The following is a 15,183-nucleotide window of genomic DNA, read 5'->3' on the forward strand; positions in this document are numbered from 1 at the left end:
GTCGCTGCCCTCACTCGCCCTGCAACTCGTCGAGCGAGTCGACGTAACGTAAGCCCTTCGCGGCAAGACGCTCGCGCATCTTGTAATAGTCCAGCCCCAACATGCCGCCTGCGAGCACACCGCGCTTGTACGCCTCGTCGGCACCGCGTGCGGCGGCGGCCCTGGCTACGGCTTGCGCGGTAGCGAACGGCACCACGACCACACCGTCGTCGTCGGCCACGATCACGTCGCCGGGGTTCACGATCTGATTGGCGCACACGACCGGCACGTTCACCGAGCCGAGCGTCTCCTTCACCGTGCCCTGCGACGAGATGGCTTTCGACCACACCGGGAACTGCATCTCGGTGAGCGTGCCGATGTCGCGGCACCCGGCGTCGATGACAAGACCGGCCACGCCGCGCGCTTTCATCGACGTGGCGAGCAGATCGCCGAAATAGCCGTCGTCGCAAGGCGACGTCACACCGACCACCACGATATCGCCCGGCTGCGCCTGTTCTACCGCAACGTGCAGCATCCAGTTGTCCGACGGGGGCGCAAGCACGGTCACGGCACTGCCCGCGACAACGGCACCGGCATAGATCGGACGCAGGTAAGTCGCCATCAGGCCGAGGCGGCTTTGCGCTTCGTGTACCGTGGCGCTGCCTGCACTGCGCAGAATGTCGAGCGTAGCGGCATCGACACGGGGAATTTGACGAACGACGACGCCGCGAATCATGACAGTTGCTCCGTGACCACCGGCGTGAGGCGCATCAGCCCTTCGGCGTATTTGATGTCTCGCGCGGCCGTGATGCCGATGTTGCGTTTGGCCTGCACACCGCGTTGCAACGCCACGCGCGTGTAGTAATCCCACAGGTGTTCCTGACCGGCCATGCACTCGATGGCGGCACGCTTCTTGTCCCACACCGGAGTGATATCCACGAAGGTGTTCGGAATCCACTCGCACTGCTCGGTCTGATGCGGCTCGAACGCGAGTACCGCCGGGGCGCCGATGATCGTCTCGCCCGGCTTGTGACCTTCTGCCTGCGCGATCACGCGGGCTTCCTGCGTGACGTGCATCGCCAGCGGGTGATCGAAGTTGTACGGGTCTTTCTCCGAATGGCTCAGCACAAACGACGGCTGCACATCGCGATAGATGTCGACGAGTCGAAACAGTGTCTCGTCGGACACCCGCATCGGGTAGTCGCCGATGTCGAGGAATTCGATTTCTGCGCCGAGAATGTCGGCGGCCCGCTGTGCCTCTTCGCGGCGCGCGGCCTTGACCTTGGCTTCGGTCATCTCTGCGCCCTTGCGCCAGAGCTTGGCCGACTCGCCGCGCTCGCCGAACGACAGGCAGACGATCTTCATGCGATAGCCCTGCGCAATGTGCGTGGCAATCGTGCCGGCAGCGCGCCAGACGAAGTCCGCCGAATGGGCGCTGACGACGAGGCCCGCCAATGCGCGGGGGGAAGTGTTCTGTGATGTGCTCATGTGTTTGACGTCAATTCGTGTTGTGCGCCGCGTGTTCAGGCGCTTTCCAGTCCGACCAGCGTGGCGAGCAATTCCGGCGACGCCGCAAGTTCGCTGCTGCGCCCCGCCCAGACCTCACGGCCCCGGTCGAGCACCAGCGCCCGGTCGGTCAACTCCAGCCCCAGTTCCGCGTGCTGCTCCACCAGCACCACGCCCATGCCGCCGTTGGCGCGCAACGTCCAGAAGGCGTCGACCAGTTGATCGACGATCACCGGCGCGAGCCCTTCGAACGGCTCGTCGAACAGAATCACGCGAGGATTGCCGATGAGCGCACGGCCGATGGCGAGCATCTGCTGCTCGCCGCCCGAGAGCTGGTTGCCGAGGTTGCGGCGACGTTCGTGCAATCGCGGGAACAAGTCGTACACGCGATCGAGCGTCCAGTCGTTGCTGCCGCGCTCGCCTGCGTCACCCATCGCAGAGACCTGAAGGTTCTCTTCGACGGAGAGCGACTTGAAGATCTCGCGCTCCTGCGGCACCAGCGCCAGCCCCGCGCGGGCTCGCTTATAGGCGGGCCACGACGAGATGTCGTCGCCGCGATAACGCACCGCGCCGCCGTGGCGCGTGGTCAGTCCCAGCAGGCTGAGCAGCAAGGTGCTCTTGCCCACGCCGTTACGGCCAAGAATGGCGACGGCCTCTCCCGCGCCCACGCGAAGACTCAGGTCCTCGAGCACGATGGTCTCGCCATACCCGGCGCTGAGTCCGCAGGCTTCGAGCAGAATGTCAGTCATGATGGCGACGCCCCAGATAAATGTCGCGCACGCGCGGATCGCTGCGCACTTCGTCCTTCTCGCCTTCCATCAGCACCGCACCTTCGACCAGCACCGTGATGCGGCGCGCGAAGCGGAAGACCAGATCCATGTCGTGTTCGATGACCATCACCGCGACGTCTTCTGGCAGGCGTTCGAGCAGTTCGAACAGCTTGCGTCCCTGCCCTGACGGCACGCCTGCGACGGGTTCGTCGAGCAGCAGCACCTTGGGATCGAGCGCGAGGCCCAGCGCGATTTCCACCTGACGACGCTGGCCGTACGCCAGTTCGTCGATGCGTCTGCCCGCGAGATCGAGCATGCCCAGTTCGCGCAGACGCTCCGCGGCCTCTTCCACCACCGCCGGACGGCTCGCGAGCGGCTTGCCGATGCAGCCGTCGAGGCCGCGCCGCGACGTGAGCGCCAGCGCCACGTTCTCGGCCACCGTGAGCGTGTCGAACAGCGTGTTCAACTGAAACGTGCGAGCCAGCCCCAGCTTCACGCGTTTGTGCGAGGGCATCGACGTCACGTCCGTGCCACCCACGCGCACCACGCCGGCATTCGGCTTGAGCACGCCCGTCAGCAGATTCATCAGCGTGCTCTTGCCTGCGCCGTTCGGGCCGATCAACGCGTGTCGCGCACCGACCGGCAACGACAGGCTGACGTTGCGGGTCACGTCCAACTGCCCGAAGCGTTTGGACAGTCCTTGAATTTCCAGTGCGGCGCTCACGGCGTCACCTCCTTGTCCGTGGCGGTTGCCTTGGCGTCGCCGGTCTTCTGCGGCGTGACCGCCTGGCGAGGACGGCGAATGCGTGCCGCGCAGCGATCTACCACACCGATCAGGCCATCGGGCGCGAAGCGCACCACGACGATCAGCAGCACACCGAGGGCGGCAAGCCAGTTCGTCGGGTCGATGGCCGCGATGCGGTCGGACAACACCATGAAGACGACCGCACCGAGCACCGCGCCGTAGAGACGTCCGGTGCCGCCCAACGCGAGCATCACGAGCACGTTGGCCGAGAGCGTGAACGACAGCGTGTCGAGTGCGACGATGTTGTTCACTTGCGCGGAGAGTGCGCCCGCGACGCCGGCCACCGCAGCGGCAAGCGTGTACAGCATCAGGCGGCGCAGACCGACGCGAACACCGAGGAGCGACATACGCACGGCGTTCTCGCGAATGCCCTGTACGGTCAGGCCGAACGGCGAATTCACGAGAAACTGCGTGAACAGATACACGACGAGCAACACGGCCAGCGCATAGAGATAGGCCGTGTGCCCATAGATATCGAAACTGAACAGGCCGAGCACGGGAGCGATGGTGTAGCCGGTCAGGCCGTCGTCGCCCATGGTGATCGACTTCGCGACGTTGCCCGCCTCGTAGAGCAGCGTGGCGCACACCAGCGTCAGCATGATCTGCGTGAGCCCGGTGACGCGCAGCACGACGACGCCGGTAATCAGCCCCACGACCGCCGCGACCACGGCGCCCGCCACCAGTCCCAACAACGGATCTGGCGAGACATGCATCGCGAAGAGCCCGGCAGCGTAGGCGCCGCTACCGAAGAACGCCGCGTGCCCCAACGTCTCGATACCGCAGTAGCCCTGCACGAGATCGAGCGAGAGCGCGAAGATGATCATGATCAGCACGCTCGTGGCGAGCGCGAGGTACAGATCGGCGAAGAAGTACGTGGCGACGGCGGCAATGAGGAGCACCGCGTCGAGCACGCCAAGACGTTTGCGACGCAGCGCGGGAGCCACTTGCGCCGTGCCCGCGACCGGCGGCAGAGGATTCGTATGAGACATCGTCACCCTCCGCTCAGGCGCGGCCGACCAACCCTTGCGGGCGGATCAGCAGAATGGCCAGCACGGCCAGATAGATCATGAAGGCACCGAGTGCGGGCACGTAGTAGCGGCCCAGCGTATCGATCAGGCCCAGCAGCAGCCCTGCGTAAAGCGAGCCTCGCAGACTGCCCAGGCCGCCAGCAGCCACGACAATCAGCACCAGCACCAGATACTTCAGACCGTAGTACGGTTCGAGCGGCAGGATCTGACTGGAGAGCGCGCCCCCCAGACCCGACAGCCCGCAGCCGATGGCGAACGTGATCGAAAACACGAGCGGCACATCGATGCCGACGCAACGCGCCATGCGCGGATTGTCGACCGCGGCGCGCAGCTTCGCACCGAACGGCGTGCGCTCCAGCCCCCACCAGATACCGAGGGCCACGACTGCGCTGCACACCAGCGCGAAGATGCGATAGACGGACACCGAGAACGCACCGAAGTCCCACGTGCCGCGCAGCCCCTGCGGCACGGGAATCGTTTGCAGCTCCGTGCCGGCGAGATGCTTAGCAACCGCGCAGATGATGAACGCGAGTCCGATCGTCATGAGCAACTGCCCCAGACCGTTGGCCGTGTAGACCCAGCGATACAGCGTGCGCTCGAGCACGGCGCCCAGCACCATCGTGCCGAACACCCCGACGAGCAGTGCGACGAAGAAATCGAGCCCGGCGCGCTGCATGGCCCACAAAGTGAAATAACCGCCGATCATGGCGAAGGCGGAGTGCGCGAGGTTCACCACGCGCATGACGCCCAGCGTGACGGTGAGACCCACGGAAATGAGAAACAGCAGCATCCCGTAGGCCACACCGTCGATCGACAACGACAGGAAAGTGGCAAGCGATTGCGTCATGAAGAAATTACCGAACGAACTGAACAAACTGAACGACCACGCCTGCGTTACTTGGCAGCCACCTGGGGGTGGCTCACGTGCCACGGCTCGACCACCGACTTGTAGGTCTCGATGGGCTTGTTGCCAAGCTTTCCGTCGATGGACTCCACGCGCCGGATGTAGACGTTCTGGATGATTTCGCGCGTCTTCGGATCGATCGACACCGGGCCGCGAGCGCTCGTCCAGGCATAGCCCTTCACGGCAGCAATGGCCTTCTCGCCATCCTTCTTTCCCTTCGTGGCCTTGACCATTTGCGCGATGAGCGTCATCGAGTCGTAGGCCGCCACCGAAGCAATCGACGGCAGCGCGCCCGGGCCGTACTTCGCCTTGTAGGCTTTCACAAACGCGGTGTTCTCCGGCGACGTCAGATACGGCGAGTAGTGCAGCGCGGTGATCGTGCCGAGGGCGCTGTCGCCGATGGCCGGCAGATCGGATTCCATCGTCTCCGTCGTGGCGAAGAGCTGAATACCGGCCTTGTCGAGTTCGCGCTCCTTGAAGGCTTTCACGAAGCCTGCCGACATCGGGCCCACGGGCATGAACATGAAGACGGCGTCCGGCTTTGCATCGCGCACGCGTTGCAGGTAGCTCGAGAAGTCGGTGGTGCCCAGCGGTACCTTCACTTCGACGGCCACCTTGCCGCCCGCCTTCTTGAACGTTTCGCTGTAGGCGTCGATGGCGTCGTAGCCTGTGGCGAAGTCGGCCACCACGATGGCGGCGTTCTTCACGCCCTTGCTGGCGGCGTATTCCACGAGCGGCACGCTCACGGTCCACTGCGTGAAGCCCGTGCGCACGAAGTACGGCGACTTGAGCGTGACGTTGGACGTCCCCGAGTTACCGATCACGAGCGGCGTCTTGGTCTGGTTCGCCACGTCGGCCATGGCCAGCACGTTCGGCGTGTACGAGCCGCCGAACAGGTACTGCACCTGATCGCGCACCACGAGTTCCTGCGCAAGCTGACGCGTGCGCTGCGGATTCACGCCGCCTTCGTCGCGCTCCAGGATCACGAGCTTATCGTCGCCAACCTTGTTCTTGTTTTGTTCGAGCCACAGGTTGATGCCGCGACGGTACTCCGTGCCCCACCACGACGCCGAGCCGGAGAACTGGCCCAGCACGCCGACCTTGATGTCCTCGGCGCGTGCCGAGACAGCAGTGAGTTGGAAAACGCTCGCAAGTGCTACCGCGAGCCACAGATGGCGCTTCGTCATGGTGTCGTCTCCTCGTCGGCGTCGTGCGCCGCTCCGCTTTTTGATGTGGCGCGCCGGGGGTTGGCGCACCTTTTCAATGTGTCCGGAACAGCTTAGGCAACCGAGAAGAGCACGTCGAATGAAACTCCCGCGTCGAGCGTTGCGTTTTTCGTATATCCCCGAGATTTCCCCTACGTCATGTGACGTTTTTTGCGAGGGGAATTTCGCGCTGCGGGACGCGCGGTGCGCTCTTGGCGAAACGCCCGCCGCACAAGGCGCGGCGAGCGCTCGTCAGCGACCGTCTCGCAAACCGGAAACGGCGCGCGCGCGAAAGCGATCGGATATGCAACTCATGACGAATTCCGCGATTTTCGCCGCGCTCGCCGACAATTTCGCGAACACAGCATGCGGATTACGTCGGATGCTGCATCGTCGGCACAAGCCCGCGGAGTTCGTCGAGCAACTGCTCCGCAGCCGGCGACAGCAGACCATCGCGGCGCATAGCAACGCCGATGGCACGCCGCGCGTGGTACAGCGGCACCGGCACTACGGCCAATTCTCCCGTGCGCAACTCCGACGTGATCTGCACCGGCGAGAGCAGCGCGAGCCGGTCGCTCGACGACAACAACCCGCGCACGACCGGTGAGCTGCTCGCGTGGACCTGCGTCTGCGGCAACGGCAGCCCTTCGGCATGAAACACCCGCTCGAATACACTGCGCGCGGGCGTACACGGCAGCGGGCTCACCCAGCCGTACCCGGCGAGTTCCGCAAGCGTGGGCGTGCATCCCGAGCTCAGACACGGATGATCGGCACGCGCGACCACCGATAGATGATCTTCGAACAGCGCCTCCTGACGAATGTCCGGCGGCACGTCGTTCGCACGCAACGCGCCGACGATCAGGTCGACGTCTGCCTGACGCAACTGCCGCACGAGCGCTTCATAGGTGCCATCGACGACGGTCACGCTCAGATACGGCGACTTGTGCAGCAGGCTGTCGATGGCCTTGGGCAGCAAGAAGCCGCTAGATAGCGGCAACGCCGCCACGATCACCGTGCCTTGCTGACGGCCGCCGAACGGCGCGAGTTCGTCTTCGGCAATCGCCAGTTCGGCCAGCGCCCGTTTGACCGGGCCGAGCAACGCCTGCGCTTCGTCCGTCAGACGGGTGCCGCGCGGCGTGCGGCGAAAGAGCTTGATGCCGATGAGATCTTCAAGCTGATCGAGATTGCGCTGAATCGTCGGCTGCGAGCATTGCAGACGACTCGCTGCGAGCGGCCCGCTCCCCAACTCCGCCACGGCGATGAAGCTCGTGAGGTGCTGAGGCGCGACGACCGCCGCGAAACGGCTCGCCGCACGTGCGCCGCCATCGGCCTGCGACGCCGTGGCGGCGAACGCCTCCCGGTACCCGTTGGCCAGTTCGGCAAGCGCGCGCGAAGCCCGCACCCCAAGGCGCTGGCCCGCCGCATTCGGAATCAGACCGCGCCCGCTGCGATGAAAGAGCGGGAAACCCAGTTCTGCCTCGATGTCAGAAATCGAGCGCGCAACGGCCGACTGCGAAAGATGCAGCATGCGCGCGGCGCGTGCGACCGAATCGCATTCGAGCACGGCGACCATCGCGCGCAAGCCTCGCAGCTTGCGGCACAGCAGCGCCGCCTCGTTGCTCTGCGGCGCCCGGCTCCAGGTGCCGCGTTCGTGACACGCCAGCCGGGGTGCGGCCGGCGTATTGGTCAGACTGACGGCGGCGTCGATGGACATGCCCGGCTCAGCGCATGGTCGGCACGCGGCGCGTAGCCATGAACGCTTCGAGCGTCTCGCCGCGCATGAGGGCATAGACTTCGAGATTGGTCTTGCGCACCACGCGAGCGAACTTCTCCAGCACGAAGAAATTCACGCCGTGACGCACCAGACCCAGCCAATCCTGTGCCAGCACCATCGCCTGTTCGCCGGCGCTCAGTCCGGCCGCCGTCATCGTAGCAACGGGATCGCTCAGATACGTTTCGCGACTCTCCGCGCGAATCATGTGCCAGAAGAAGCGATTGAGTTTGAGCGTGCGATTGCTCACGCGCAGATCGAACGCGTAGGTACCGGTGATCGCCTCGATCCCTTCGAGTTGCGGGTTCATGCGGCGTCCTCCTCGTAGAGCGCGACCGTCATGGCGGTGGTCGTCGCCAGGTAGTAGTTCAGATGCAGACGCCTGATGTTCGGGCCGAGCGCGCCGCGCATCGACAGCCACATGATTTGCTCGACGCTCTCGGCACCGCCACGCTCGACGTAGTCCACATGCTTGAGTTCGGTCAGCTTCTCGGGCTGGTGCTCCAGCAGTTCCAGGAATTCACGATCCCACGCTTCGTCGTTGTAACCCGCGCGCTCGCCGTGAATTTGGTGCGACAGACCGCCCGTGCCCACCACGACCACACGCAAATCTTCCGGATACGACTCGATGGCGCGGCGCACCGCCTGACCGAGGCGATAGCAACGGCGGCCCGTCGGCAACGGGTATTGCAACACGTTGATGGCAATCGGCACGACCGTGCCCGGCCAGTCCGGCTTGTGCGGCCAAAGCAACGGCAGCGGCGACGCACAACCGTGATCGATGGGCTTGTCCTGAAACACGGTGATATCGAACTCGTCGTTCACCAGCGACTCGGCAATGTGAGCCTGCAACGCCACGTCGCCCCGGATCGGCGGCAGCGGACGCAGCCCCGCGCCTTCGTCGGCAATCGGGAACGTCTCGCCCACGCCCAGCGCGAACGTCGGGTACATGTCGAAGAAAAACGTGGTGGCGTGATCGTTGTAGAAAAACACGAGAACGTCTGCCTGCTTTTCGGCCAGCCACTTCGCTACGGGCTCGTAGCCCTGAAACAGCGGCGCCCACGCGGGGTCCTGCTGCTTGCCCTTGTCGTACGCTACGCCGATGGTCGGCACGTGCGACGTACCGATCCCCCCAATGATCTTTGCCACGCGAAGTCTCCGTCTTTTGTCTTGTGGTGCCGGGCGGCCGAATGACATCACCCGCATTTATGCAGCGCCGAGTCTATCTGGGATCCCATATGAACATAAAGCAGGGTATCTACTGATGCGTTTTACCATTACGGGATCCCATAATGAGCAAAAGCCGGATCTGGCAGGGTCTAGAACGACCGGCGGGCATTCCAGAAAATCGAAAGGAGACGCATGCTGCATCCCACGCCGACCACGGTTCAATTGCGCGAGATGATCCTCAAGGGTGACCTCGCGCCGGGCGAACGTCTGGCCGAAGCCAAGCTCGCGGAGCAACTGGGGGTCTCGCGCATGCCGGTCCGGCAAGCGCTGCCGGTGCTCGCCGAGGAAGGACTGGTGGTGCGTGCCGGGCAGCGAGGCTATGCCGTACGGGCCCACACGCGGGAGGAGAGTGTCGAGGCGCTGCATCTGCGCGGCGCCCTCGAAGGCTACGCCGCGCGCCTGCTTGCCGAAAAAGGGGCGAGTGCCGAGTTGCTCCATCAGTTGCGCGATCTGCTGGCCGAAGGCGACAGCCTGCTCGCCGGGCACACCATGACGGCCGAAGTGCAGATCGGCTACGCGTCGCTCAACGCGCGCTTTCACGATCTGCTCGTCACCGGTGCGCGCAATCCGCTGCTCGAAGGCTTCATCGCGCGCTGCAATCTGGTGCCGTTCGTCGCGCCGCGCACGGTGGCGTTCGGGCATGACGATCGCCGGCAGTATGCAGACATCATCGCGTATGCCCATCGCCAGCATCACGCCATCGTCGAGGCGATTGCCGCGCGCCAGCCCGATCGCGCCGAATTCATGTGCCGTGAGCACATCGTCACGCAGGAACACAGCATGGGCGCGCAGTTGCTCTGACGCGCGCTCCCCGACTTCATCCCTACCATCCCCTATCGAAACGAGATCGCACCGCTCGAAGGTGCGCCAAGGAGACAAACGATCATGTTCCTCAAAAATACCTGGTACGTCGCCTGCACCCCGGACGAGTTTGCCGAGAAACCGCTGGGCCGCAAGATCTGCAACGAACCGATGGTGTTCTTCCGTGACGGGAACGGCAAGGCCGCCGCGCTGGAAGACTTCTGCCCGCATCGCGGTGCGGCGCTGTCGCTGGGCTTCGTTAAGGACGGCCACCTCGTCTGCGGCTATCACGGCCTGACGGTCGACGGCGGCGGCAAATGCACGAAGATGGTCGGCCAACGTGTCGGCGGCTTCCCGAAGACACGTTCGTTTCCCTGCGTCGAGCGTTACGGCTTCGTCTGGGTCTGGCCGGGCGACCCCGCGCTCGCCAACGCCGACGAGATTCCGCATCTGGCGTGGGCGGTGAGCGATCAGTGGGCGTATGGCGGCGGGCTGTATCACATCAAGTGCGACTATCGCCTGATGATCGATAACCTGATGGACCTGACGCACGAGACGTATGTGCACGCGACGAGCATCGGTCAGGAGGAAATCGAAGAAGCGCCGCCGAAGACGACCGTCGAAGGCGACATGGTGATTACGGCGCGCCACATGGAGAACATCAAGGCGCCGCCGTTCTGGGCAAGCGCGCTGCGGGCGAACGGTCTTGACGATCAGGTGCCGTGCGACCGCTGGCAAGTCTGCCGCTTCACGCCGCCGAGCCACGTGATGATCGAAGTGGGGGTTGCGCACGCGGGTCATGGCGGTTACCACGCACCGGCCGACAAGAAGGCCGGCAGCATCGTGGTCGACTTCATCACGCCCGAGTCGGACGAATCGATCTGGTATTTCTGGGGCATGGCGCGCAACTTCAAGCCGGAAGACGCCGAACTCACCGCTGCGATCAAGCGTGGGCAGGGCGGTATCTTCGCCGAAGACCAGGACGTGCTCGAAGCCCAGCAGCGCAATCTGTCCGCGTATCCCGAGAAGCCGATTCTGAAGCTCAACATCGACGCGGGCGGCGTGCAGTCGCGCAAGGTGCTCGACCGTCTGATCGACGCCGAACGCGCCGGTGCCGCCAACGTGCAGCGCCTGGGGAGCGCGGCATGAAGGTCAGGCTGGCGAACAAGCGCGATGTCGCGACCGACATCTGCGAATTCGAACTCGTGAGTGTCGACGGCAGCCCGCTGCCGGCATTCACCGCGGGCGCGCATATCGACGTGCACGTGGCCGACGGACTCGTGCGTCAGTACTCGCTGTGCAACGCGCCCGGCGAGACGCATCGCTACTGTGTGGGTGTGTTGCGCGACCCGGCATCGCGAGGCGGCTCTACCGGCATGCATGCGCTCGCGGTCGGCACCACGCTGGAGATCAGCGCACCGCGCAATCACTTCCCGCTCGCCGAGCAAGCGCAGCACAGCATTCTGCTCGCCGGCGGGATCGGCGTGACGCCGATTTTGTGCATGGCCGAAGCGTTGTCCGCAGGCGATGCGTCGTTCGAAGTGCATTACTGCACCCGCGAGCCTGCACGTACCGCGTTTCGCGATCGCTTCGCGCGAGACGATCTCGCGGCGAAGACGCGTCTGTACTTCGACAACGACGGCGAGCGCGCCGATCTCGACACCATCCTTGCGCAGCCGTCCGGCGGCAAGCATCTGTATGTCTGCGGCCCGGCCGGCTTCATCGAGGCAGTGCTCGCCCGCGCGGAAGCCGCGCAATGGCCGGAAGGCAATGTGCATCGCGAGTACTTCGCCGCACCGGCACAGGCGGACACCGGCGGCGACCAGCCGTTTCAGGTGAAGCTGCATTCGAGCGGCCGTGTGATCGACGTGAAGGCCGGAGAGACCATCGTTGCGGCGCTCGCCGCTCAGGGCGTTGAAGTACAGATGTCGTGCGAGCAAGGCGTGTGCGGCACGTGCCTCACGCGCGTGATCGACGGCACGCCCGATCATCGCGACGTCTACCTGACCGACGAAGAACGCGCGGCCAACGACCAGATCCTGCCGTGCTGCTCGCGCAGCAAATCGACCATGCTGGTGCTCGATCTGTAACTCGATCGGTAACGCATCGACGCCGGCGTCGGAAGACAACAGCCCCGCTACGCATCGCGAGCGGGGCTGTTGTCTTTTCATGGATCGCCGGACCGCGTTACAGCGTCCGGTCCTTCGTCTCACGCACAAGGAAAGTCGAGATCAGTGCCATCGCCGCGAGGACGAGGAAGTAGACGATGACCGGCCAGATCTGTCCGTGACTCCACGCCAGCAGACTCGCGGCAATCATCGGCGCCATTCCGCCGCCCAGCACCGTGCCGATCTGCTTGCCGAGCGACACACCCGAGAAGCGCACGCGGGTATCGAACAGTTCCGAGAAGAAGCTGCCTTCCGGGCCGAACATCATCGGATGAATCACGCCCGCACCGATCACGATGGCCATCACGACCAGCGCCGTCTCCTTGCTGCCCATCATCAGGAAGAAGGGATAGATAAAGATCGCGGTAGCGGCCAGTCCCATCAGGAACATCGGGCGGCGTCCCAGCTTGTCGGAGAGCATGCCGAACGCGGGGATCGTCAGCATCGCGAGAATGTTCGCGTACAGCACGCCGTCGGCCATCATGTTGCGTGGCAAGCCCAGCGTCTTGGTGCCGTACGACAGCGAGAAAATCGCCACCAGATAGAAGAAGCTCGTCTCGGCCAGACAGATGAAGAACGTGACGAGCGTCGGCCGCCAGTAATGCGTGACGACTTCCACGACCGGCACCTTCGCGATATCGCGATGCCGTTCTGCCGCCTTGAAGCTCGGTGATTCCTCCACCTTGAGACGCACATACGTGCCCAACGCCACCAGGAGCAGACTCACGAGGAACGGCAAACGCCAGCCCCAGGTGAGCAGATCGTCTTCCGGCAGCCGCGTGATGAGCACGATGGCGAGCGACGCGCCCACGATCGATGTCGGCCCTGCGGCCTGAATCAATCCGCCAAAGAGCCCGCGCAGGTGGGCAGGCGCACCTTCGACCGTCATCAGCAATCCACCGACGGATTCCCCGCCGAGCGCGAAGCCCTGCACGAAACGCAACGTCACGAGCATGATCGGCGCCCACATGCCGACCTTGTCGTACGTGGGCAGCAGACCGATCATCGTGGTGGCCACGCCCATCAGAATCAGGGTGAACAGCAGAATCGACTTCCGGCCGATGCGGTCGCCGAAGTGGCCGAACACGATGCCGCCGATGGGCCGCGCGATGAAGCCGACGGCGAAGGTAGCGAACACGGCGATCATGCCCGTCATCGGATCGAGCTGCGGGAAGAACAGCCGGTCGAACACGATGGGCGCCAGAAAGCCGTAGATGAAAAAGTCGTACCACTCGATAGCGGTACCGAAGCAACTGGCCGCCACCACACGGCCGTAGTTTGCCGATGCGCCCGGCGTGGCTGTCGTGGCGGCAGCGCCGGTGTCGTGGGGGTGAGCCTCGCCGGCGCTGGCATGGCCGGACGTTGCACCGGCCCCCGCAGGGGCGGTTTCGTACTGTTGTGACACGGTTGTCTCCTCCGGCCGTCTGTTCCGGTCTCCCGGCTGCGGCGGTATGGTGGGTCTTGCGTGACTTCACGTGACGGCCGGGGTATCCGGAGCGTCGAGCGTCGCTCAGAACGGGTAGTGACGCGGGGTGGTCTGCACTGTCATCCAGCGCAGATCGGTGAATTCGTGAACGCCGGCCTTGCCGCCGAAACGTCCCCAGCCGCTCGACTTCACGCCGCCGAACGGCATCTGTGCTTCGTCGTGCACCGTGGGGCCGTTGATGTGGCAGATGCCCGATTCGATGCGTTTGGCGACGCCCATCGCTCGCGCGATGTCGCGGCTGAAGACGGCGGACGACAGCCCGTAGGCGTTGTCGTTGGCGCACGCGATGGCCGCTTCGTCGTCTTCCACCCGCACGATGCCCTTGACCGGACCGAACGACTCTTCGCTGTAAATCTTCATGTCGGGCGTGACGTGATCGAGCAGCGTGGCAGGCATGAGCGTGGTTTCTGCGCGGCCGCCGCACAGCAGCTTCGCGCCCTTGGCGAGGGCATCGTCGATCAGCGCGTTGCAGCGCTCGACCGTCGCCATGTCGATTACCGAACCGAGCACGACCGGGCCTTCGCGCGGATCGCCCAGCGGCAGCGCACGCGCCTTGGCAGCGAGTTTTTCCACGAAGGCATCGGCAATCGACTCCGCCACGACGATGCGCTCTGTCGACATGCAAATCTGTCCGGAGTTGGCGAATGCCCCGAATGCGACGCCGTTCACGGCGGCATCGAGATCGGCATCGTCGAGGACCAGACACGGCGCCTTGCCGCCCAACTCCAGCACGGCAGGTTCGAGATGTTCTGCACACATCGTGGCGATGATGCGGCCCACGCGCGTCGAACCGGTGAAGTTCACGCGACGCACGGCGGGCTGCGCGATCAACGCTTCGACGATGGCGCCGGCGTCCTTCGGCGCGTTGGTAATGAAGTTCACTACGCCCGGCGGCAAACCAGCTTCCTCCAGCGCATCGGCAATCAGACCGTGCGTGGCCGGACACAGCTCCGAACCCTTGAAAACCACGGTGTTGCCGCAAGCCAGCGGCAACGCCAACGCACGCACGCCGAGAATGACTGGCGCGTTCCACGGCGCAATGCCGAGCACCACGCCCGCGGCCTGACGCACCCCCATCGCGAGACTGCCCGGCACATCCGACGGGATGATTTCACCAGCGATCTGCGTCGTTATCGCGGCAGCTTCGCGTAGCCCCTGCGCGGCCAGATGTACGTTAAAGCCAGCCCACAAGCCGGACGCGCCCGTCTCCGCAGCCATGGTGGCCTGAAACTGTTCGACTTTCGCTTCCAGTTGATCGGCGGCCTTCATGAGCAGCGCGCGGCGTTCGCCGGGGCCGGTGTTCGACCATGCGGGAAAAGCGTCCCACGCGGCGCGCGCAGCGGCGCGGGCGTCGTCGGCAGTGGCAGCGGGGGCGCGCGAGGCGACTTCGCCGTCGAGCGGATTGCGTCGCTCGAAGGTGGCGCCGTGCGTCGCGCCGACGCGCTTACCGGCGATCAGCATCGTCAGGGCTTTAGGATCTTGTTGGGTAGGCATTGGCATTCGTCTCCTTGCTCGATGGTTCGTCACGCA

General features: G+C 64.7%; 15 protein-coding genes. 3 read left to right on the forward strand and 12 right to left on the reverse strand.

The window, feature by feature from the left end; all coding sequences use genetic code 11:
• Positions 1 to 10: 10 nt before the first annotated feature.
• The 10 genes from C266_RS20155 to C266_RS20200 form a co-directional block, all read right to left on the reverse strand.
• The gene (locus C266_RS20155; RefSeq protein WP_010805582.1) at positions 11 to 715 is read right to left on the reverse strand and encodes a 4-carboxy-4-hydroxy-2-oxoadipate aldolase/oxaloacetate decarboxylase; all 705 of its coding nucleotides are present in this window, start codon (positions 713 to 715) and stop codon (positions 11 to 13) included.
• Complete coding sequence (locus C266_RS20160) at positions 712 to 1,467, reverse strand: PIG-L deacetylase family protein (protein WP_036663495.1); 756 nt, start codon at positions 1,465 to 1,467, stop codon at positions 712 to 714. Before C266_RS20160 ends, C266_RS20155 begins: the two co-directional genes overlap by 4 nt.
• 35 nt (positions 1,468 to 1,502) lie before the next feature.
• A complete protein-coding gene (locus C266_RS20165) occupies positions 1,503 to 2,234 on the reverse strand; it encodes an ABC transporter ATP-binding protein (RefSeq protein ID WP_010805584.1) in 732 nt (243 codons plus the stop codon).
• On the reverse strand, positions 2,227 to 2,979 hold the full coding sequence (locus C266_RS20170; RefSeq protein ID WP_010805585.1) for an ABC transporter ATP-binding protein: 753 nt from the start codon (positions 2,977 to 2,979) through the stop codon (positions 2,227 to 2,229). Before C266_RS20170 ends, C266_RS20165 begins: the two co-directional genes overlap by 8 nt.
• Positions 2,976 to 4,049: a branched-chain amino acid ABC transporter permease gene (locus tag C266_RS20175; protein ID WP_010805586.1), complete on the reverse strand. Its 1,074-nt coding sequence runs from the start codon at positions 4,047 to 4,049 to the stop codon at positions 2,976 to 2,978. Before C266_RS20175 ends, C266_RS20170 begins: the two co-directional genes overlap by 4 nt.
• Positions 4,050 to 4,062: 13 nt before the next feature.
• Positions 4,063 to 4,935, reverse strand: a complete 873-nt coding sequence (locus C266_RS20180) for a branched-chain amino acid ABC transporter permease (RefSeq protein WP_036663908.1) — start codon at positions 4,933 to 4,935, stop codon at positions 4,063 to 4,065.
• A 47-nt stretch (positions 4,936 to 4,982) separates the two neighbouring features.
• Positions 4,983 to 6,179 carry an ABC transporter substrate-binding protein gene (locus C266_RS20185; protein WP_010805588.1) on the reverse strand — a complete coding sequence of 399 codons (1,197 nt, stop codon included), beginning with the start codon at positions 6,177 to 6,179 and terminating at the stop codon, positions 4,983 to 4,985.
• 391 nt (positions 6,180 to 6,570) lie between these two features.
• Positions 6,571 to 7,911, reverse strand: a complete 1,341-nt coding sequence (locus tag C266_RS20190; RefSeq protein ID WP_010805589.1) for a LysR family transcriptional regulator — start codon at positions 7,909 to 7,911, stop codon at positions 6,571 to 6,573.
• Positions 7,912 to 7,918: 7 nt separating this feature from the next.
• The gene (locus tag C266_RS20195) at positions 7,919 to 8,278 is read right to left on the reverse strand and encodes a protocatechuate 4,5-dioxygenase subunit alpha (RefSeq protein WP_010805590.1); all 360 of its coding nucleotides are present in this window, start codon (positions 8,276 to 8,278) and stop codon (positions 7,919 to 7,921) included.
• The gene (locus C266_RS20200) at positions 8,275 to 9,117 is read right to left on the reverse strand and encodes a gallate dioxygenase (RefSeq protein WP_010805591.1); all 843 of its coding nucleotides are present in this window, start codon (positions 9,115 to 9,117) and stop codon (positions 8,275 to 8,277) included. The genes C266_RS20195 and C266_RS20200 overlap by 4 nt, the downstream gene beginning before the upstream one ends.
• A 213-nt stretch (positions 9,118 to 9,330) precedes the next feature.
• Here C266_RS20200 and C266_RS20205 point away from each other — a divergent pair, with 213 nt between their 5' ends.
• The 3 genes from C266_RS20205 (at position 9,331) to C266_RS20215 (ending at position 12,089) form a co-directional block, all read left to right on the forward strand.
• Complete coding sequence (locus tag C266_RS20205; RefSeq protein ID WP_010805592.1) at positions 9,331 to 9,999, forward strand: GntR family transcriptional regulator; 669 nt, start codon at positions 9,331 to 9,333, stop codon at positions 9,997 to 9,999.
• 84 nt (positions 10,000 to 10,083) lie between these two features.
• The gene (locus C266_RS20210) at positions 10,084 to 11,148 is read left to right on the forward strand and encodes an aromatic ring-hydroxylating dioxygenase subunit alpha (protein WP_010805593.1); all 1,065 of its coding nucleotides are present in this window, start codon (positions 10,084 to 10,086) and stop codon (positions 11,146 to 11,148) included.
• Positions 11,145 to 12,089, forward strand: a complete 945-nt coding sequence (locus tag C266_RS20215; protein WP_010805594.1) for a PDR/VanB family oxidoreductase — start codon at positions 11,145 to 11,147, stop codon at positions 12,087 to 12,089. Before C266_RS20210 ends, C266_RS20215 begins: the two co-directional genes overlap by 4 nt.
• Before the next feature lie 97 nt (positions 12,090 to 12,186).
• Here C266_RS20215 and C266_RS20220 read toward each other — a convergent pair whose 3' ends face one another.
• Positions 12,187 to 13,572 (reverse strand): MFS transporter, encoded by a 1,386-nt coding sequence (locus C266_RS20220; RefSeq protein ID WP_010805595.1) that lies wholly within the window; start codon positions 13,570 to 13,572, stop codon positions 12,187 to 12,189.
• A gap of 105 nt (positions 13,573 to 13,677) precedes the next feature.
• Positions 13,678 to 15,147, reverse strand: a complete 1,470-nt coding sequence (locus tag C266_RS20225) for an aldehyde dehydrogenase (RefSeq protein ID WP_010805596.1) — start codon at positions 15,145 to 15,147, stop codon at positions 13,678 to 13,680.
• Positions 15,148 to 15,183: the final 36 nt, after the last annotated feature.

The sequence above is a fragment of the Pandoraea sp. SD6-2 genome (assembly GCF_000389825.1).
In the GTDB taxonomy this organism is placed as follows: domain Bacteria; phylum Pseudomonadota; class Gammaproteobacteria; order Burkholderiales; family Burkholderiaceae; genus Pandoraea; species Pandoraea communis.